This window comes from Dechloromonas denitrificans (assembly GCF_020510665.1).
Lineage (GTDB): Bacteria > Pseudomonadota > Gammaproteobacteria > Burkholderiales > Rhodocyclaceae > Azonexus > Azonexus denitrificans_B.
This window is the reverse complement of sequence record NZ_CP075187.1, coordinates 111,812-131,321: the sequence shown is the minus strand read 5'-3', so window position 1 is coordinate 131,321 and position 19,510 is coordinate 111,812. Positions and strand designations below refer to the sequence as shown.

Annotated in this window: 22 protein-coding genes and 1 riboswitch; of the genes, 14 read left to right on the top strand and 8 right to left on the bottom strand. The window is 59.8% G+C overall.

What is annotated here, in order from left to right:
- Positions 1 to 28: 28 nt before the first annotated feature.
- Positions 29 to 224, top strand: a riboswitch (cobalamin riboswitch).
- 41 nt (positions 225 to 265) lie between these two features.
- The 9 genes from bluB to KI614_RS00580 are packed head-to-tail and all read left to right on the top strand — an operon-like array spanning position 266 to position 8,616.
- Positions 266 to 1,021 (top strand): 5,6-dimethylbenzimidazole synthase, encoded by a 756-nt coding sequence (gene bluB, locus KI614_RS00620; RefSeq protein ID WP_226407173.1) that lies wholly within the window; start codon positions 266 to 268, stop codon positions 1,019 to 1,021.
- Complete coding sequence (gene cbiB / locus KI614_RS00615) at positions 1,018 to 1,932, top strand: adenosylcobinamide-phosphate synthase CbiB (RefSeq protein WP_226407171.1); 915 nt, start codon at positions 1,018 to 1,020, stop codon at positions 1,930 to 1,932. Before bluB ends, cbiB begins: the two co-directional genes overlap by 4 nt.
- On the top strand, positions 1,925 to 2,917 hold the full coding sequence (gene cobD / locus KI614_RS00610) for a threonine-phosphate decarboxylase CobD (protein ID WP_226407169.1): 993 nt from the start codon (positions 1,925 to 1,927) through the stop codon (positions 2,915 to 2,917). Before cbiB ends, cobD begins: the two co-directional genes overlap by 8 nt.
- Entirely contained in the window at positions 2,914 to 3,804 is an 891-nt protein-coding gene (locus KI614_RS00605; RefSeq protein ID WP_226407167.1) for a cobalamin-binding protein, read from the top strand. The genes cobD and KI614_RS00605 overlap by 4 nt, the downstream gene beginning before the upstream one ends.
- 4 nt (positions 3,805 to 3,808) lie before the next feature.
- Complete coding sequence (locus KI614_RS00600; RefSeq protein WP_226407165.1) at positions 3,809 to 4,600, top strand: cobalamin-binding protein; 792 nt, start codon at positions 3,809 to 3,811, stop codon at positions 4,598 to 4,600.
- Positions 4,601 to 4,656: 56 nt separating this feature from the next.
- Positions 4,657 to 4,989 (top strand): hypothetical protein, encoded by a 333-nt coding sequence (locus KI614_RS00595; protein ID WP_226407163.1) that lies wholly within the window; start codon positions 4,657 to 4,659, stop codon positions 4,987 to 4,989.
- Complete coding sequence (locus KI614_RS00590; RefSeq protein WP_226407161.1) at positions 4,986 to 5,573, top strand: SCO family protein; 588 nt, start codon at positions 4,986 to 4,988, stop codon at positions 5,571 to 5,573. Before KI614_RS00595 ends, KI614_RS00590 begins: the two co-directional genes overlap by 4 nt.
- Before the next feature lie 53 nt (positions 5,574 to 5,626).
- On the top strand, positions 5,627 to 6,532 hold the full coding sequence (locus KI614_RS00585; protein ID WP_226407159.1) for an ABC transporter substrate-binding protein: 906 nt from the start codon (positions 5,627 to 5,629) through the stop codon (positions 6,530 to 6,532).
- Complete coding sequence (locus KI614_RS00580; protein WP_226407158.1) at positions 6,529 to 8,616, top strand: diguanylate cyclase; 2,088 nt, start codon at positions 6,529 to 6,531, stop codon at positions 8,614 to 8,616. The genes KI614_RS00585 and KI614_RS00580 overlap by 4 nt, the downstream gene beginning before the upstream one ends.
- Before the next feature lie 21 nt (positions 8,617 to 8,637).
- Here the strand turns inward: KI614_RS00580 and KI614_RS00575 are convergent, their stop codons facing one another.
- The gene (locus KI614_RS00575; protein WP_226407157.1) at positions 8,638 to 10,686 is read right to left on the bottom strand and encodes a TonB-dependent receptor plug domain-containing protein; all 2,049 of its coding nucleotides are present in this window, start codon (positions 10,684 to 10,686) and stop codon (positions 8,638 to 8,640) included.
- Positions 10,683 to 11,303, bottom strand: coding sequence for a PilZ domain-containing protein (locus KI614_RS00570; RefSeq protein WP_226407156.1), 621 nt, complete (start codon positions 11,301 to 11,303; stop codon positions 10,683 to 10,685). The genes KI614_RS00575 and KI614_RS00570 overlap by 4 nt, the downstream gene beginning before the upstream one ends.
- 253 nt (positions 11,304 to 11,556) lie before the next feature.
- Between KI614_RS00570 and metX the strand changes: the two genes are divergently transcribed.
- From metX to KI614_RS00555, 3 genes are read left to right on the top strand one after another with little or no spacing between them, the layout of a single operon-like run.
- A complete protein-coding gene (gene metX / locus KI614_RS00565; RefSeq protein ID WP_226407155.1) occupies positions 11,557 to 12,681 on the top strand; it encodes a homoserine O-succinyltransferase MetX in 1,125 nt (374 codons plus the stop codon).
- Positions 12,678 to 13,277, top strand: a complete 600-nt coding sequence (metW, locus tag KI614_RS00560) for a methionine biosynthesis protein MetW (RefSeq protein WP_226407154.1) — start codon at positions 12,678 to 12,680, stop codon at positions 13,275 to 13,277. The genes metX and metW overlap by 4 nt, the downstream gene beginning before the upstream one ends.
- Positions 13,277 to 14,548, top strand: coding sequence for an AmpG family muropeptide MFS transporter (locus KI614_RS00555; protein ID WP_226407153.1), 1,272 nt, complete (start codon positions 13,277 to 13,279; stop codon positions 14,546 to 14,548). The genes metW and KI614_RS00555 overlap by 1 nt, the downstream gene beginning before the upstream one ends.
- On the opposite strand, the gene KI614_RS00550 is transcribed toward KI614_RS00555, so the two are convergent.
- The 5 genes from KI614_RS00550 to KI614_RS00530 form a co-directional block, all read right to left on the bottom strand.
- Positions 14,529 to 14,840, bottom strand: coding sequence for a hypothetical protein (locus KI614_RS00550; protein WP_226407152.1), 312 nt, complete (start codon positions 14,838 to 14,840; stop codon positions 14,529 to 14,531). The genes KI614_RS00555 and KI614_RS00550 overlap by 20 nt on opposite strands.
- Positions 14,841 to 14,842: 2 nt before the next feature.
- Positions 14,843 to 15,136, bottom strand: a complete 294-nt coding sequence (locus KI614_RS00545; RefSeq protein ID WP_226407151.1) for a YqjK family protein — start codon at positions 15,134 to 15,136, stop codon at positions 14,843 to 14,845.
- Entirely contained in the window at positions 15,136 to 15,543 is a 408-nt protein-coding gene (locus tag KI614_RS00540; RefSeq protein ID WP_226407150.1) for a phage holin family protein, read from the bottom strand. The genes KI614_RS00545 and KI614_RS00540 overlap by 1 nt, the downstream gene beginning before the upstream one ends.
- Positions 15,544 to 15,546: 3 nt before the next feature.
- Positions 15,547 to 15,861 carry a DUF883 family protein gene (locus tag KI614_RS00535; RefSeq protein WP_203468181.1) on the bottom strand — a complete coding sequence of 105 codons (315 nt, stop codon included), beginning with the start codon at positions 15,859 to 15,861 and terminating at the stop codon, positions 15,547 to 15,549.
- A 61-nt stretch (positions 15,862 to 15,922) separates the two neighbouring features.
- Positions 15,923 to 16,720, bottom strand: coding sequence for an exodeoxyribonuclease III (locus KI614_RS00530; protein WP_226407149.1), 798 nt, complete (start codon positions 16,718 to 16,720; stop codon positions 15,923 to 15,925).
- A gap of 46 nt (positions 16,721 to 16,766) precedes the next feature.
- Between KI614_RS00530 and pyrE the strand changes: the two genes are divergently transcribed.
- Positions 16,767 to 17,408: an orotate phosphoribosyltransferase gene (pyrE, locus tag KI614_RS00525; protein ID WP_203468179.1), complete on the top strand. Its 642-nt coding sequence runs from the start codon at positions 16,767 to 16,769 to the stop codon at positions 17,406 to 17,408.
- A complete protein-coding gene (locus KI614_RS00520; protein WP_226407148.1) occupies positions 17,401 to 18,051 on the top strand; it encodes a hypothetical protein in 651 nt (216 codons plus the stop codon). Before pyrE ends, KI614_RS00520 begins: the two co-directional genes overlap by 8 nt.
- Here KI614_RS00520 and gatB read toward each other — a convergent pair whose 3' ends face one another.
- Entirely contained in the window at positions 18,052 to 19,506 is a 1,455-nt protein-coding gene (gatB, locus tag KI614_RS00515; RefSeq protein WP_226407147.1) for an Asp-tRNA(Asn)/Glu-tRNA(Gln) amidotransferase subunit GatB, read from the bottom strand.
- Positions 19,507 to 19,510: the final 4 nt, after the last annotated feature.

Sequence of the window (19,510 nt, the reverse complement as noted above, 5' to 3'; positions counted from 1 at the left end):
TTATGGCACCATCAGCCCCGCCCATTTGTTTGGGCGAGTGTCTCCGGGTGCCGTTCAGCCAACACTGGACGGAGAATCGGGAAGGCGGTGCAAATCCGCCACGTGCCCAACGCTGTAAGGATGACGGGCGATGCATCAGGCCACTGGACGGGAATCCCGACCGGGAAGGCGCATCGCCAGGCTGAATCCAAGTCAGAAGACCGGCCGGGAGGCAAATCACAGGCTGTCAGGCCCGGCAGTCCACATCTTTCCAGAAGGGGAATCCATGGAAAACCAAGCCACACCAATGGCACCCGCCTTTTCCGATGCCGATCGGGCTGCCGTCTATCAAGCCATTTTCAATCGCCGCGACGTGCGTGGTCAGTTTTTGCCGACGCCGGTGCCGGACGATGTCCTGAGTCGCGTATTGATGGCAGCGCACCACGCCCCTTCGGTCGGTTTCATGCAGCCGTGGAACTTCCTGCTCGTGCGCTCCAACGAGGTCAAGCAACGCGTCCATGCCATCTTCGACCAGGCCAACCAGGAAGCGGCCCGAATGTTTCCGGACGGCAAGCGTGAGATCTACAGCAAGCTCAAGCTGCAAGGCATTCTCGAAGCGCCGATCAGCCTGTGCATCACCTGCGACCGGACGCGTACCGGGCCGGTCGTCATCGGTCGCACGCACATCCCGACGATGGATCTCTACAGCAGCGTCTGTGCCGTCCAGAATCTCTGGCTGGCCGCCCGTGCCGAGGGCCTGGGCGTCGGCTGGGTGAGCATTTTCAATGAAGCCGAACTGCAGGACGCGCTCGGCATTCCGCACCATATCGTGCCGATTGCCTACCTGTGCATCGGCTATGTCAGCCATTTCCACGACAAACCCGAACTGGAAAAAGCCGGCTGGCTACCGCGTTTGCCGATCGAGGATCTGGTCTATTTCGAGCAATGGGGAGCCACGGATTCCGGCCAGAACGAGCCGTTGACCGCAGCATTGCGTGAAATGCAGGCCGACATTCAAGGGCCAGGCATTTTCCCGAAATGAACCTCAGCATCGACGCCTTTGCCATGCCGCTGGCCGCCCTCGCCGCTGTCCTGCTCGACCGTGTACTCGGCGAGCCACGGCGCTGGCATCCGCTGGTCGGCTTCGGCAATCTGGCGTCGATGCTGGAAAAGAAACTCAACAATCGACACATCTCCAGCGGCCTGCTCGCCTGGCTACTTGTTGTCGGACCATGGGTTGCACTGGCATTCTGGCTGCGGCCATTCGCGCCCTTTGCCGTCGATGTCGCCCTGCTCTACTTCGCCCTCGGCGCGCAAAGCCTGGCCGAACACGCCGAAGCCGTCGCCCGGCCGTTGCGCGAAGGCCGGCTGGACGAGGCGCGGACGCGGGTCAGCTGGATGGTTTCCCGTGAAACATCGCAACTCGACGAGTCCGGCGTCGCCAAGGCGGGCGTCGAATCGGTGCTTGAAAACGGCAACGACGCGATCTTTGGCACGCTGTTCTGGTTCGCCCTGCTCGGCGGGCCCGGCGCACTGCTCTTCCGGCTGGCCAACACGCTGGATGCGATGTGGGGCTACCGCACCGAACGCTACAACCTGTTCGGGCGCTTTGCGGCACGTTTCGACGATCTGCTCAACTGGCTGCCGGCCCGCCTGACCGCGCTGACCTACGCCCTGCTTGGCCGGACGCGCAATGCGCTGGCTTGCTGGAAAACCCAGGCGCCGGGCTGGGAAAGCCCGAACGCCGGGCCGGTCATGTCAGCCGGTGCCGGCAGCCTCGGCGTGCTGCTCGGCGGCGCGGCGATGTATCACGGCCAGGAAGAAATCCGCCCGCCGCTCGGCACCGGGCCGGCCCCGCTGGCCGCTGATCTTGGCCGGGCGATCACCCTGATCCAACGCAGCCTGTGGCTGTGGCTGGCCGTCTTTTTCATGATTGGAATCCTGCATGCTTGAGCATGGCGGACGCCTGCGCCAAGCCGCAGTCCGATACGACATTCCGCTCGGCGACTGGCTCGACCTGTCGACCGGGATCAACCCGAACTGCTGGCCGGTGCCAGAAATGCCGGCCGATTGCTGGCTCCGCCTGCCGGAAAACGACGATGGCCTGGAAGCGGCCGCCGCCGCCTACTACGGCAACAGCAATCTGCTGCCGGTGGCCGGTTCGCAAGCCGCCATCCAGTTACTGCCGCATTTATTGCCGCGCGCCGTCGTTGCCTGCATCAGCCCGCTGTACGCCGAACATCCGCACGCCTGGCAGCGCGCCGGCCATCGTCTGCGCTTCCTGCAGAACGCCACGCTCCCGCGCGCCCTGGCCACGGCGACACCGTATGTGCTGATGTGCAATCCGAACAATCCGACGGCCGGCCGTCACCCGCGCGATGTCGCGGTCGACGCGGCCATCCAGCTCAAAAAGCGCGGCGGCTGGCTGATTGTCGATGAAGCCTTCATGGACCCGACGCCGGAAGACAGCCTGACCGCACTGGCCGGCACCCCGGAAGCGCCGAACCTGATCGTGCTGCGCTCGATCGGCAAGTTTTTCGGTCTGGCCGGCGCCCGCGTCGGCTTCGTTTTCGCCGCCCCCGACCTGCTCGCCAAGCTGGCCGAACTGATCGGCCCGTGGTCGGTTGCCGGGCCGTCGCGCGTTGCCGCCCGGCTGGCCTTGTCGGATACGGCCTGGCAGGCGAATGCCCGGATCGAACTGCAAGCCGCTGCCGCCCGCCTGCATGCCTTGCTGGCACCGCTGGGCGACGTCAGCAGCACGGCCTTGTTTGCCACGCTGAACGCCGCAGAAACCGGCGAACTGCACGAGTTTCTCGCTCGACGCGGCATTTTGACCCGCCATTTCGACCAGCAGCCGCTGCTTCGCTTCGGCCTGCCGGCCAATGAAGCGGAATGGCAGCGCCTGGCCGCCGCCCTGAACGACTGGAAAGCCGCATGAAAAACCACCTTTTCGCACTGTTGACCGCAGCACTCGCCAGCAATCCGGCCAGTGCTGCCGATCTGGTCTTCAAGGACGACACCGGCTACGAGGTGCGCCTGAAGAAGGCAGCAACGCGCATCGTCACACTGGCGCCGCATGCGGCCGAAAGTCTTTACGCCGCAGGCGCCGGCAGCAAGCTGGTCGGCACCGTCGATTACAGCGACTACCCGCCGGAGGCGAAGAAAGTCGCCCGCGTCGGCGGCTATTCCCGCATCGACCTCGAAGCGGTGGCGGCGCTCAAGCCGGACCTCGTGCTGGCCTGGCAAAGCGGCAACAACCTGACGCAGGTCGACAAACTCCGGGCGCTCGGCCTGACAGTTTACGTCTCGCAACCGAACAAAATGGAAAACGTCGCCGACCAGTTGATCCGCATGGGTCAGCTGGCCGGCACCGAAACGGCGGCCAACGCAGCGGCTGAACAGTTCCGCAAGCGCCTGGAAGGCTTGCGCAAGGCCAATGCCGGCAAGCCGAAAATCCGCGTTTTCTACCAGATCTGGAAATCGCCGCTGATGACCGTCGGCGGTCCGCAGATCATCAGCGATGCAATCACGCTGTGCGGCGGCGAAAACGTGTTTGGCCAACTACCGCAGATGGCGCCGACGGTCAGCGTCGAAGCCGTACTGGCGGCCGATCCGGAAGCCATCATCGCAACCGGCATGGGCGATGCCAAGCCGGAATGGCTGCACGACTGGGACAAATGGACGCGAATGACTGCGGTCAAACGCGACAATCTGTTCCATATCAATCCGGACATCATGCAGCGCCACACGCCGCGCATTCTCGATGGCGCAGAGAAACTTTGCGCTCATCTCGATGTCGCACGCAGCCATCGTCCAGCCAAGTAAAACCATGCCCCGTCTGCCGCAACGCATCGTCTGCCTGACCACCGAAACCGTCGAAGTGCTTTACGCCCTGGGCGAACAAGACCGCATCGTCGGCATTTCCGGTTACACCGTCCGTCCGCCCGAAGCGCGCAAGGAGAAGCCCAAGGTTTTTGCCTTCACGACCGGCGACATCGACAAGATCCTCGCCACCCAGCCCGATCTCGTCCTCACTTTCTCCGATCTGCAGAGCGAAATTTCGCGCGACTTGATCAAGGCCGGTGTCCCGGTCTACGCCTTCAACATGCGTAGTGTCGACGACATTCTCGGCATGATCGAAACGCTCGGCCGGCTGGTCGGGGCGGAAGATAAGGCGCTCGCCATCGTCGCCGGACTGGAAGCTCAAATCGCCCAGACCCGAGCGATCGCGGCCGAACGCTTGGCCAAAACCGGCAAGAAGCCGCGCGTTTATTTCGAGGAGTGGGACGAGCCGCTGATCAGCGGTATCCGCTGGGCTTCCGAGCTGATCGAAATCGCCGGCGGCGAAGATGTTTTTGCCGAACAAGCCCGCTCGCCGCTGGCCAAGGACCGCCGCCCTTCTGCCGAAGACGTGATTGCCGCCGCGCCGGACATCATCATCGGCTCATGGTGCGGCAAGCACTTCCGCCCCGAACGGGTCGCCGCCCGACCCGGCTGGCGGGAGATTCCCGCGGTCAACAACGGAAAAATGCATGAAATCAAATCAGCCGTCATCCTGACGCCAGGGCCGGTGGCAATCAGCGAAGGACTGCCTCAACTGCTCGAAATATTTGATCTGTAAGAAAGCAGCTCGAAACCCGCTGACTATAATCAGCCTCTCCGCCAAGGATCCAGACCATGAAAATCGCCGTATCGACCCTCTTGCTCAGCCTGCTCTGTGCCACCACTCCGACTTTTGCCGCCGATGAAGGCACGGCCGCGCTGGAAGCCATCGGCCAGATCAACGGTACGGCACTGGCCTGCAAGCAGCCGGCACTGGTCAGCCGGGCGCGCAACTCGGTCGCCACCACGGCCCCCAAGACGCGCGCCAATGGCGAAACGTTTGAAAACGCGACCAATGCCGCCTTCCTGGCTCAAGGCAAAGCCAAGTGTCCGGAGGCCGCAACGCTCGCCAACCAGCTCGGCGCTGCCGAACAACGCCTGCAAGCGGTCTTCAAGTCGGCTCAATGATCCGTCTTTGCGCACTGCTGCTGATTGGCTTGTGGCTGGCTCCCCCCGCTCTGGCTGAATCATGGGAGGCTCTGCGCAGCAACAGCAGTGCCGGCATTATTCCGCGCTATCTCCTGCAGGACCCGAACGGTCGTTCGGTCAACAGTGAGGACTTTCGCGGACGCTACCAGCTGATTTCCTTTGGCTACACCTATTGCCCTGATATCTGCCCGACCACCCTGGTTGAAATGGCTGAAATCCTGAAACAACTGGGCGACAAGGCGGCACGCGTCCAGGCAATCTTCATTACGGTCGACCCGGAACGCGACACCGGCAAGGTGCTCAAGACCTATACCGAATTTTTCGACCCCCGCATTCTCGGCCTGACCGGCCCGGTCGCACTCGTCCGCCGCTCGGCAGACAATTTCAAGATCCGCTACAGCAAGGTTTTTGAGCCGGACACCCCGGCCGACCGTTATGCGGTCGACCATTCGGCAGGGATGATTTTGCTCGGCCCCGATGGCCAATTCATCAAAAAATTCCCCTTCGCCATGCCGGTTGGCGAAATCTCGCGCCAGCTCGAGGCTTACATCAACTCGCCTTAACTGCAGGAAAACACTCATTGCATTGGCATAGGGGCTGAGGCTATAGTCTGCCGATGTACCGAGCGTTTCTGCGCGCCCTCGTATTACTGTTCCTGCTTGCCCCGATTGCCCGGGCAGGCGGCATTGCGCTCGTACTCAGCCAGCAGGGCGGGCCTTACGCCGAGTTTTCGACTGCCCTGCAAAAAACACTGGAGGGCAGCAACTGGAACGTAGTCACTTCCGGCACGCCGGAAACCATCGAACTATCGGTCATCCGGACCGACCTGGTCATCACCGCCGGGGCCGAAGCCCTGCGCCAGACCCTGGGCCGAAATAGTGCTCAACCCGTACTGGCCACCCTCCTGCCCCGGCAAACCTACGAGAAAATCCTTGCCGATGCCGGCAAATTGCGCGGCCGAACCTCCGCAATCTACCTCGACCAGCCGCCGGTTCGACTGGCCGCTTTTCTGCGTTACTTACTGCCTGAACACAAACGGGTCGGGATGCTCCTGAGCAATGAAACACGCACTCTCTACAATCAGTACAAACAGGTCTTTTCAAGCGCAAAACTGGTATTGAGCGGCGAAGACAGCGATACCGACAGCAGCCTGGTCGCGGCGCTCGGCACCCTCCTGCCCCGGGTCGATGTCCTGCTGGCGATTCCCGACAGCTCCATCTACAAGCGCGACAACATCAAGTCGATTCTGGTCACCAGCTACCGCTACCAACGTCCGGTTGTCGCCTTCTCTGCTGCATTTGCCAGTGCCGGAGCCTTGGCTGCGATTTACTCGACGCCGACCCAGATCGGCAACCAGACCGCCGAACTGATCAAGGCCAGCGGCGCCAATCTGCCACTGCCGCAAAGCCCGGACATGTTTGCCGTCAGCATCAATCGCAATGTTGCCGATGCGCTCAATCTTTCCGTCCCGGATGAAGCCACCATCCGGCGCGCCATGCTCGCCGAACGGGAACAACGATGAACCAGATCACCCTGCGCCAACGCCTGCTACTGCTGACGCTGCTACCCAGCACGCTGATTGCAATTGCACTGGTCGCCTATTTCACTTACAGCGGCATCAATACGCTGGAAGCCGAGCTGCGAACCAAAGGGCTGTCCACGGTCCGCTACCTGGCACCGATCAGCGAATACAGCATCATTTCAGGGCAGATCGAAAGCCTGCATTCACTTGCCCAGGCAACGGTTCAGGACTCCGGCGTCAAGGCGGCCATCATCGTCAATCAAAAAGGGCGGGCCATGGCCGTCAGCGGCCGCGTATCGCTGTCGGGCGAAATTCTGCGCCAGACCCCGGACGGCCCGCGTCAGGTTGCCGAAAACGATCGCTGGGTCGCCTTCGGCGCACCGGTCGTTCGCTCGCTCAATGAAGCAGACAGCCTGTTCGAGCCGCTCCATCCTGAACAAAAAGGAAGCCCGCCCGAGGTGATCGGGCATGTCTTTGTCGAGTTCGACAAGACAGAACTGAATGCCCGCCAGGCCGATCTTTTCCAGCGCGGGCTGATCATTGTGCTGGTCGGCCTGATCCTGCTCGCTGTACTCGCCATCGCCATTGCCGACACGCTCGCCAAGCCGCTGCACCAACTGGCGCTGGCCGTTCGGCAGATGTCATCCGGGCACTTTGGAACACGCGTCAACGCCACGTCCAGTGGCGAGCTTGGCATTCTTGAACATGGCTTCAATGAAATGGCCAATCACATTGAAGAGGTTCATCGCTCGATGCAGTCGCGCATCGAGGAAGCCACTGCGCAACTCGCTTTCCAGGCCCGCCACGACCCGCTCACCGGCCTTTTCAATCGCCGCGAATTCGAACATCGGCTGGACCGCGCCCTGAGCAGCGTCCAGGCTGGCGGCGATGAATTCAGCGTGCTGTTCATCGACCTCGACCGCTTCAAACCGGTCAACGATACCTGTGGCCACCTGGCCGGTGACGAGCTGCTCCGCCAGATTTCCCAGCTCTTCCAGGGACGCTTGCGGGAAGAGGATTCGCTGGCCCGCCTGGGCGGTGACGAATTTGGCGTACTGCTGGCCAACTGCAGCGGCCAGCGAGCACGGCAGGTAGCCGACGACATTTGCGGGCTGGCCGCCGCCTATCGCTTTATCTGGCAAGACAAGGTTTTTGCCATCGGCGCCAGTATCGGACTGGCCTCGGTCAATCGGCGCGTGCGCAACATCACCGAAATTCTGGCGGCAGGCGATGCGGCTTGTTATCGCGCCAAGGAAAGCGGCCGGAACCAGGTTTGCGAGCAAGAGACGCTGAATACCCAGGAGCGCCGCCAGGAGCCCGGCAACTGGGCCAGCCGGATTTCGATTGCCCTGGCCGATGATCGTTTGATCCTTGAAGCCTTGCCACTGGCAGCTTTGCAGGACGATGTCGTCACAGGTCACCTGGTTGAAATCGGGGCCCGCCTGAATGAGCCGGGACAGCCGCCGATCGCCCTCTCCGCCTTGATGGATGCGGCCGAACGCTATGATCTGGCGCCCACCATCGACCTGCGTTTCATCGACTGCGCAATCGCTGCACTGGCCAGGGCCAAACAGGCCCAGCGGACACTGCACTGCCTCGTTCCGATTTCACGGGCATCACTCGGCCAAAGCAAGGTGGTCGAGCACATTGCCCGTGGCCTGGCCAGCCATAACCTGCCGGGCAGTGGCTTGTGCCTTCTCTTCTCCGAAGATGTTTCAACACATCAGAGTAGCCAGATCCCCGAATTCCTTCGCCAGATCCGCATTCTGGGCTGCCAGGTCGGACTTTCCGATTTTGGTGGCGGACTTTCATCCTTCAGCCATTTGCACACGATTTCACCCAGCTATATCAAGCTGAGTACCAGCCTGACCCGCGATTTGGGTGGAAATCGGGCGTCGACCGCGCTATTGCGTGCCGTTCAAGAAATCACAGCTGACCTCGGCATTTATTCGATTGCCGAGAATATCGATGAAACCCCGGCTATCGAACAGCTCAAGGCACTCGGTATCAGCTACGCCCAAGGAAAGGCCATCGCACCGTGCGAGCCTTTCGAGGTCTGGCTCGAAGGCGCGGTGATGCGCTAAGGGTTCAAGTTCCCAAACAGACTAGAAGTCCAGGCGCAGCGTCAGCCAGTGCATTTCCGTCGCCAGGCGGGTTTCGCGCCGGCCTTCCATCGTATGGTTGGCCATCTGTGCCATATAGGCCAGCTCAGCCTTGGTACTGCCCAAACGGAAAGGCATGGCCAGACGCCAGTCCACTCGCTCGTAAGGGCTCGTGTAGGAATTCCGGCGCCAGCGCATCCAGCCACTCTTGTAATACATGGCTGAAGCTTCGAGGTCGTACGGCAATTTTTGTATGATCATTGCCGATTGCGAATTACGCGGTGCCGACTCTTCCGTCTGACGGGAAATTTTCGGGATGTTCGACGGCGCATCAACAATGACCGCCTCGCTGCTCAGAAACGCATATGTTCGAATATATGCGTGGTTATAAAGCAGGCGGGTCTTTTCGAACGGCTGCCAGCGCAATTGGTACTCGTAACCCTGCGCCACGACCCGCTCAAGATTCAAGGCCGTATCGTTGCGACCATAAGGCAGCCCGGCCTCAGGCCGGCTGTCAGCGGCCCATGGCGGCAGTGCCGAGGGAACAATCGTGATCCGGTTGGGAATCCGCTCATGGAACGCCCGGACATCCAGACTGGCGCGCCACGGCTTGACTTCACCTAGATAGCCGAGCTCCAGCGTATCGATCCGCTCGGCATTGATACCCGGGGTAGCGTAGTAAGTACGATCAACCGGCGTAACTGTCCCGGCAGCAGCTTTGGATGTGTTGCCGTAGGCTTCGTAAAGGCTTGGCGTACGGTGAGCCCGCGAGGCAACAAGACGCAGCGTGTGGTCCTTGAACAGGTGATAGCTGACACTGGCGCGGGGGTCGAACAACTCGCCGACCACCGTATCATGCTCGTAACTGGCGCCCAGGTTGAACAGCCAATCCTTGGCCGGCCGCCACTCAAGATTGCCGAACAGGCGATATGCGTTACGTTGCTGCCAGTCGTAGTTTGAAAACTGCTGGAATGACGTAACCTGGGCCCGGCGCATTCCCAGCCCCCAGACCGCCCGTGTTTTGCTCGAAGGAGCCAGCATATGCTGGAACTCCAGCTCATCGGTCCGTGATTCGCCGCCAGGATTGGCCGGATAAAAATACGTATTGCCGGAATAGGACAAACGCTCGAGATAGCGCCCGGAAGCCCAGTCTTCAACGTGCGAGTAACGCAGCTTCAACTCTTCGCCTGGTGCCACAATATGACGCCACTCTGCGCTCAGGGCCGTGCTGTTCTGGCTCAGATCGCGGTAAGGATCGGTCAGGCTGGATGGGCGTCCGTACTGTGAAACCTCTTCGGCATGGCTGATTGTCAGCTGCAGTTCGTCCCGGTCCGTCAGCGGGGCATCGACGCGCAAATCAAAAACCTGGTTATGCCGGCTATCATGAGGATCAAACCAGTTTCCGGCATCGAACATCTTTTCCATGCCGGAATCATTGAGCTGCCGGTAGGTCATCCGGACATCGGCTGACCCCGCTTTGCCGCCCCAGCGTAGGGTCTGGTCGCGCACATTGGCATTGCCGTAATTAGTCGACATCATCCAGCCGCGCGTTTGCGAAGCATCGAGGGTGATGATGTTAACCACGCCGAGAAAGGCGTTCGAACCATAGGAAACCGTATTCGAACCGCGCATGACTTCGATGCGGTCGATATTCTCAAGCACCACGGGCAGCAAATTCCAGTTCACCCCGGAATTGAACAGCGGCGAATACTGCGAACGACCATCGATCAGCACCTGAACACGCGGTGTGTATTCTTCATTGCTCAGCCCGTGATAGGCCACCACGGCACCATCCTGATTCGGTGGCGTCACCTGGAAGCCGGGGACCAGACGCAGGAGATCGGCAAAGTTACGCGCACCAGAAGCACGAATCATGTCGCGATCAATGACCGTCACAGCCCCCGGTGCTTCCGAGAGCGGTTGCGGTAAACGACTGACTGAAGCGACCAAAGGCAGTTCGGCAAAAAAAAGTTCTTCGTCGGCGAAAACAGCATCGGCTGACAGTGCGATGCCACCGAGCAAGATGCGACCGATTAGCTGATGCCTGTTCATTGCCCCGTCCTCGTGAGTACTTCAGCCGTATTCACACCACTGCCGGCAACCAGAAGGGCGCTCTCCCAAGCCTCGGAAAAGCACACAGAACGGGCACCGATCGTGACGCCGTGACGGTGGAGCGCAACCATGCAAAGTGCCAGCCCGGCAGGGTCGACCGCAGTAATTCCTTCGGCATCGATTTCATCGACCCCGACTCGGGTCAGGGCATGCATGAAATCGTTGCGCATCGCTCCGTTCAAACCGCCAGATAGACGCATGACCTTGCGCCCGCCAAGCTCATGCATCGACAGGATGGATGCCTGTCCACAAGCCAGCGCGTGAGTGATTGCATCGTCGATCATGACCTGGTTGATCGGCCCGGTCTGAAAACGGGCACCGAATAAATCGCCCACCTGGCTGACGATCGTTGCCGGCACATCAATCAACGGCGACCCGAAGAGTGAAAACTCGCAACCTGCCACATGGCCGATGGTCAGCGCCATATCAGTACGCAGCATCAAGCCGGACATCGAAATATTTTCGATCCCCCCCTGGCTGATAGCCCCCCCGTACCCGATTTTCACTGTCGGCGGATGACCGAAACGTATCCGCTGATGACGACGCTGTTCTTGCATCAAAAACCAGATCTTTCCTGTTAATGCATGTTTTGCGCCATATTAACAAATCTTTAGGCATGGTCGTTACAGTGTATCAAGCCTCGCACAATTGACTTTTGACGGCCTGCTCGGTATTGTCCGAAACACGCTGCAAGCATCGCAGCGGCGCCGATTTGAGCTCTGATTGCGGGCGCTGAATAAATACTGCTAAAACGGGAACCACCCAGTTCGCGTTTATGGCCAACTGGGTTTTTTTGTTTTCAGGAATAGCATGCCAGGACAATCTGTCGGCGCCGTCGAGTCGCAGCGCGCCCACTTCGACCAGCCACTGCATTTGCGTAGCGGCGGGATATTGCCCGCCTACGATCTGGTTTACGAAACCTACGGCACGCTGAATGCCGCAAAATCAAATGCGATTCTGGTTTGCCACGCACTCTCCGGCCACCACCATGTCGCCGGCTACTACGCCAACCAGCCCGACAATATCGGTTGGTGGGACAACATCGTCGGCCCGGGCCGACCGCTCGACACCGACAAATTCTTCATCGTCGGCCTGAATAATCTGGGCGGCTGCCACGGATCGACCGGGCCTTCGTCGATCAATCCGGCCACCGGCAAGCCATGGGGCTCGGATTTTCCGATTGTCGCGGTCAACGACTGGGTACACGCACAATCCAGACTGGCCGACCGACTTGGCATCGACAGCTGGGCCGCCGTTATCGGCGGCAGCCTAGGCGGCATGCAGGCGCTGCGCTGGAGCATCACTTTCCCGGAGCGCGTCCGCAATGCCATCGTGATCGCCTCGGCCCCCAAGCTTTCTGCCCAGAATATCGCCTTCAACGATGTCGCCCGCCAGGCCATCCTGACCGACCCAGACTTCCACGGCGGCAATTATTACGAACACAATACGCGACCGGTCCGTGGTCTGCGCCTGGCGCGCATGCTCGGCCATATCACCTATCTCTCGGATGATCAGATGGGTGAGAAATTCGGCCGCGAACTACGCAACAGCGCCTTTTCCTTCGGCTTCGATGTCGAATTTGAAGTCGAGTCCTACCTGCGCTACCAAGGCGACAAATTTGCCGGCTATTTCGACGCCAATACTTATTTGTTGATGACCAAGGCGCTCGACTATTTCGATCCTTCGCGCGAAGACAACGGCGAACTCAACGCGACGCTGGCACGCACCAAAGCCAACTTCCTGATCGCCTCGTTCACTACCGACTGGCGTTTCTCGCCGGCCCGCTCGAAAGAAATCGTCGCCGCACTGCTGGCCAACGGACGCAATGTCTCCTATGCCGAAATCGACCTCAACTTCGGCCACGACTCCTTCCTGATGGATGACGCTCACTACCACGGCGTGGTCGACGCCTACCTGCGGAACATCAAGCTATGACGCACACGCTGGGCAGACCCGATTTTGAACTGATCGCCGACTGGATCGAACCGGGCCACCGCGTCCTCGACCTCGGTTGCGGCGATGGCACCTTGCTCAAACACCTGATCGAAACACGCGGTGTACGCGGCGTCGGGGTTGAAATTGACGATGCCAACATCCTCGCCGCCATCCGCAACGGGATCAACGTCATCCAGGGCAACCTGGAAAAAGGCCTGGACGAATTTGCCGATCAGGCATTCGACCATGTGGTGCTGTCGCGCACGCTGCAGACTGTGCGCCACACCGAAGGCATCCTGCGCGAAATGCTGCGGGTCGGCCGCGAAGCCGTCATTTCCTTCCCGAATTTTGCCTACTGGAAAAACCTGCGCTCAGTGCTCGACGGCCAGATGCCGGTTTCGGAAGATCTGCCTTACCAGTGGTACGACTCGCCGAATGTCCGCTTTTTCACGCTGCTCGACTTCGAAGCCTTGTGCAACAAAATGGGCCTGATCATCCGTGAGCGCCATGTGCTCGATGAACAAGGAAACATCGTCGAAAACGAAGCCAATTTCCTTGGCAGTCTGGCGGTCTATCGCCTGACCTGCAAACGCTGATGCCGGCCTGGCTGAGCGCCTTGCTCACCCGGAGGATGCTGATCTGCATCTTCACCGGCTTCAGTTCCGGCCTGCCGCTCTATCTGCTGCTCAACCTCTTGCCGGCCTGGCTACGCAGTGAAGGCGTCGATCTCAAGACGATCGGCTTCTTTGCGCTGATCCAGTTTCCCTACACCTGGAAATTTGTCTGGGCACCACTGCTCGACCGTTTCAACCTGCCCGGCTTCGGCCGCCGCCGTGGCTGGATGCTGATCACCCAGATCGGCCTGTTGTTCACCATCGGCGCACTCGGTGGACTCAGTCCGAAGGACAATATCTGGCCGATTCTCTGGCTGGCCACGCTGCTCTCGCTACTTTCGGCAACCCAGGATATCGCGGTCGACGCCTTCAGAAGAGAGATTTTGAGCGATCTCGAACTCGGTCTGGGCAATGCCGTACACGTCAATGCCTACCGGATTGCCGGCCTGATTCCCGGCTCGCTCTCGCTGATTCTGGCGGACCGTCTGCCATGGGATCAGGTTTTCTGGATCACCGGTGCCTTCATGCTGCCCGGCATGGCCATGGCCTGGCTGGTCAGCGAACCCAAAGTCACCGGACAACCCAAAACCCTGCGCCAGGCGATTACCGAACCGTTTCAGGAGTTCATCGGTCGCCAGGGCTGGCGCGGCGCAGCGATGATCCTCGGCTTCATCTTCCTCTACAAATTGGGCGACAGTCTGTGCACGGCACTGGCCACCCCCTTCTACATCGACATGGGCTTCACCAAGACCGACATCGGTCTGATCGCCAAACATGCCGGCCTCTGGCCGGCCGTCATCGGCGCCCTATTCGGTGGACTGTGGATGGTCAGGTTGGGCATCAACCGGGCGCTGTGGCTATTTGGCGTCGTGCAGCTTGTCTCGATATTCGGCTTTGCCTGGCTATCGGCACAAGGACACTACGACAGCATCGGTGCCAGCGAGCGTATTGCGCTGGCCTTCGTGATCGGTCTTGAAGCCTTTGGCGTCGGGCTCGGCACAGCAGCCTTCGTTGCCTTTATTGCACGCACCACCCACCCGGCTTATACAGCCACACAAATGGCCCTGTTTACCAGCCTGGCCGCCGTGCCGCGCACCTTCATCAATGCATCGGCCGGATGGCTGGTCGAAAATCTCGGGTGGCTGAATTTCTTCTGGCTATGCGCCGTACTGGCGATTCCCGGCATGTTGCTGCTACTTCGAGTCGCGCCATGGAATACGCGTGCCGAGGATGTTACTCATCATCCCGCTTGAGGCGTCGCCGGTCCAGCCACCAGGCATAAACCGGCAAGAACAGCATTGAACCGGGCATGATCATCACGACAAGGTAAGGCGAGAGATGCACCATGCGGCGCATGTGGCCGAGAATCTCGTCCTTTTCCTCCGGCGTCCACTGACCGCCGTTCCGGACTTTCATCAGCAAAGGCATCATGCCGCGCGTCGACAGCAATTCGGACAAAACCCGCCGGACTTCGCGCCGCTGAGCCGACAGCATTTGCTGCCACCAGCCAGGCAAAACGGCCTCGATGCGTTCTCCCTCTGTCACGGTCAACGCCCGCCAGCAAGTGAATTTCGCAACGCCTGCCAGCCCCGCCAGACAAACAAGCCACGCTTGGCCCAACGCCATGCCCGTGCGGGACGGGCAACAACGACGGCAGCCACCGCCGCCCCGACTGCTGCCGGATGATGCTTCAGCCAGTCAACGCCACGCAGGACGCTATCCCCCCGTGCCAGCGCAACTTCCAGCGGTGCGGCATGCGCTGCAAGCTGGTGACGCTGTTGCTCGATACGCGCGCGCAAGGCACCGTGTCGCGTAGCAAGGGTCAGGCGTTTTTCCTGCATCAGGACTGGTCTTTCCCGCGACGACGCAACTGGGCCATGTCGGCCTCAAGTTCGGCAAGACTGGAGCGAAACAGTTTGCTCGGCTGGTCCGCCTGACGCTTCAGCGAAAAAATCAGCAGCAAGCCACCGACAATGAAGAGCACGGCAAAGATACCAAAAACAGCAACACGGTGCTCCCAGAGCGCCAGTGCCAGGCAAAAAACGGCCATGATCACGCCAACGGCAAGCAGAAATGCGGCGCCGATTGCCTTCGACCAAAGCGACATGAGGCGATACTTCTCTTCCTCAAGCTCATTGACCAGCAATTCAGCGCGCGTCTTGCCAATCGCAAGCAAAGTCGCGATCAGGTTCTTCAAGGCAGGGAAGAGGCCCTCGCGCGCCCCTTCGCTACCTGTCGGCTGCGTCATGAATTAACGACGACCGATCAGTACGCCGAGCGCCAGCCCAAGTGCAGCCGCAACACCAACGGCCTTCCATGGCTCTTCGTGGACGAAATCATCGGTCGCACGGGCAGCCGCCTTGGTCTTGTCGACGAGGGCAACTTCCAGGTCGATCACGCGTTCCTTGGCATCGCGCAAACGCACGCCAAGGCGCTCACGCAGTTCGCCAACCTTTTCACCGGCAGCACCGGCCGTGGCACGTAGCAGTTCTTCGGTATCGGAAATCACGACCTTCAGATCGGAGACAAGCTTTTCCTTGTTGGCCAGGGTCATATCATCAGACATATTCAACCTCGTTGTGATCAGTTAAACAAAGAACACAGGGTAGCCCGTCCGTGCAGCGAAATCAATTCGCATCACCGGGCAGCAAGTATTCGTAATCGATAATCAGGGGAGCGTGGTCGGAAAAACGTTCAGCCTTATAGACCGCAGCCTCTTTTGCCGCCGCGGCAATACCCGGTGTTGCAATCTGGTAGTCGATCCGCCAACCAACATTCTTGGCCCAGGCCTGCCCGCGATTGCTCCACCACGTATAAGACGCCTCGCCGACATCCGGGTACAAGCGACGGTAAACATCGACCCAGCCCAGCTCATCAAACACACGACTCAACCAGGCGCGTTCTTCGGGCAGGAAACCGCTATTTTTGCGATTGCCCTTCCAGTTTTTCAGATCAATCTCGTGATGCGCAATATTCCAGTCGCCGCAAAGAACAACTTCGCGCCCCTCGGCACGCAGGGCCTGCATTTTCGGGAAGAAGACATCAAGAAAGCGGAACTTGGCTTCCTGACGTTCGGGTGACGAGGAGCCGGAAGGCAGGTACAGCGAGATCACCGACAAATTACCGAAATCAGCCTGAATGTAGCGCCCCTCGGTGTCGAACTCACCACCATCAAAACCTTCGATCACCCGATCCGGCTTATTCTTGCTCCAGATGCCCACGCCGCTATAGCCTTTTTTCTCGGCGCAGTGATAAACCGCGTACATACCATTCGGCGCAAGCATTTCGCTCGACAAATCGGGAATCTGCGCCTTCAATTCCTGCAAACAAATGATGTCGGCTTGCTGGAGCACAGACCAGGGAAGCACATTTTTGCTCCATGCGGAGCGGATGCCATTGAGATTCAGGGAGATGATGCGTAACATTGGCTTCTAACTGGCCTGAATTCACGGCCATGGAGAATGGAAAATTATGGATTTTCGTCAGGATTTCATCAAATTCGCCCTCGGCTGCAAGGTGCTACGCTTTGGGGAATTCAAAACCAAGGCAGGGCGGATGTCGCCCTACTTCTTTAATGCCGGCTTGTTCAACGACGGCAATTCGCTCGGGCAACTGGCCGAATTTTACGCCAAAGCAGCCGAGGTCGGCGGGGTCAGTTTCGACATGCTGTTCGGCCCTGCCTACAAGGGCATCCCGCTGGTTGCGGCAATTTCGATTGGCCTGGCCCAACGCGGTCAAAACTATTCGTTCGCCTTCAACCGCAAGGAAGCCAAGGATCACGGCGAAGGCGGGAACATCGTCGGCGCACCGCTGCAAGGACGCGTCCTGATCGTCGACGACGTCATTTCGGCTGGCACCTCGGTACGTGAATCGGTTGAACTGATCCGCGCCGCCGGCGCCACACCGGCAGGGGTTTTAATCGCACTTGACCGTCAGGAACGCGGCCAGGGCGATTTGTCGGCAGTCCAGGAGGTCCAGCGTGACTACGGTATTCCAGTCATTGCCGTGGCCGGCCTGGCCGACTTGATGGCCTACCTTGAGCACAACGCGGAATTTGGCGCGCATCGTGCCGCTGTCGCTCACTACCGGGAGCAATACGGCGTCGATGTCTAAGCTGCTGATCGGCCCTCTGCTCTTGCTGCTGGCAGGGTCCGTCCAGGCTGCCGGAGAATCCTATTGCTGTCAGGATCCGGCCACTGGCCGGCGGATTTGTGCCGACACCCTGCCCGACCAGTGTCGCGGCCGGGGTTACAAGATTTTCGATGCCGGCGGCAACGTTCTGAAGGAAGTCGGGCCTCCGCTGACTGCCGAGCAAAAAGCCGAGCAGATTGCCGAAAAGCGCCAGCAAGCCAAGCTGGAGGAAGCCAACCGCGAGCAGCGCCGCAAGGATCAAGCCCTGCTTGATACCTACGCCACCCCTCAGGACATCGACATTTCTCAGCGTAATGCCGAGGCCGACATCAATCAGGCAATTGCAGCAGCGCAGGCCCAGATCGATATCGCCCGCAAAAAGCGCAAAAAGGCCGAGGCTGAAGCCGAGTTCTACAAAAAGAAAGCCTTGCCGCCAGAGCTGGACAAGGAATTGCGCACGCTGGACAACGAAATCAAGGTCCAGCAAGAGTTGCTTAACGTCAAGAAGCAGGACTTCACGACCATTCGCAACAAATACGATGCCGACCGCAAGCGCTATCAGGAATTGACCGGAAAAACTTCGTCGACCGCGCCAAACAACGGCGCGGCCCCGCGTCGCCCCTGATCAGGCCGTCAGTTTCTGGCGCAGCAGGTCGTTGACCTGTTGCGGATTGGCCTTACCCTTGGCGGCCTTCATCACCTGACCGACCAGCGCATTGAAGGCTTTTTCCTTGCCTGCCTTGAATTCGGCGACATTGGCTGCGTTCGCTGCCAGCACCTGATCGACAATCGCCTCGATGGCACTGCTATCGGTAATCTGCTTGAGGCCTTGCTTGTCGATGATCTCGTCGGCCGTGTCGCCTTCACCGGTCCACAGCGCATCGAAGACTTTCTTGGCGATGTTGTTGGAAATGGTGTTGTCGGCAATACGCAGGATCAGACCACCCAGTTGCTGAGCGGTAACCGGCGAAGTACCGATTTCCTGGCCTTCCTTGTTGAGGCGTGCGGCCAGATCGACCATCACCCAGTTGGCACAGGGCTTGGCGCTGGCCTTGCCGGCGACTACCACGGTCGACTCGAAATAAGCAGCCATTTCCTGGCTGGCGGTCAGCGTTGCGGCGTCGTAGGCTGACAAACCCAGTTCGTTGATGAAACGGTCGCGCATCTGGCCGGGCAATTCCGGCATTTCGCTGCGTACACGGTCGATCCACTCAGACGAAATGATCAGCGGTAGCAGGTCGGGATCGGGGAAATAGCGGTAATCGTGCGCGTCTTCCTTGCTGCGCATCATCCGCGTCTCGCCGCTATCTGGATCGAACAGCACGGTGGCCTGCTGGATCTTGCGACCTTCCTCGATTTCGTTGATCTGCCACTGGACTTCGAAATCGATCGCTTCCTTGAGAAAACGGAAGGAGTTCAGGTTCTTGATCTCGCGGCGCGTACCAAACTCGGCCTGGCCTTTCGGGCGTACCGAAACGTTGGCATCACAGCGGAAAGAGCCTTCCTGCATGTTGCCATCGCAGATGCCGATCCACTGGACCAGTGCGTGCAGCGACTTGGCGTAGGCCACGGCTTCATCGGACGAGCGCATGTCAGGCTCGGAAACGATTTCCAGCAGCGGCGTGCCAGCCCGGTTCAGGTCGATCCCGGACTTGCCCTGGAAATCCTCGTGCAGTGACTTGCCGGCATCCTCTTCGAGGTGGGCGCGAGTCAGGCTGACGACCTTTTCGTAAGCCTTGTCACCCTGACCAACCTGCAGCGTAATTTTGCCGCCGACGACGACCGGCAGATCCATCTGGCTGATCTGGTAGCCCTTGGGCAGATCGGGATAGAAGTAGTTCTTGCGGGCAAAAACCGATTTTTTGGCGACTTCGGCATCAATCGCCAGACCGAAGCGAATGGCACACTCGACGGCCTTCTTGTTGAGCACTGGCAAAACGCCCGGCAAAGCGAGGTCGACCGCGCAAGCCTGGGTATTCGGCTCGGCACCGAAGGCGGTCGATGCGCCGGAGAAAATTTTGGAAACGGTCGCCAGTTGCGCGTGCGTTTCGATGCCAATTACGACTTCCCACTGATTCATAGTT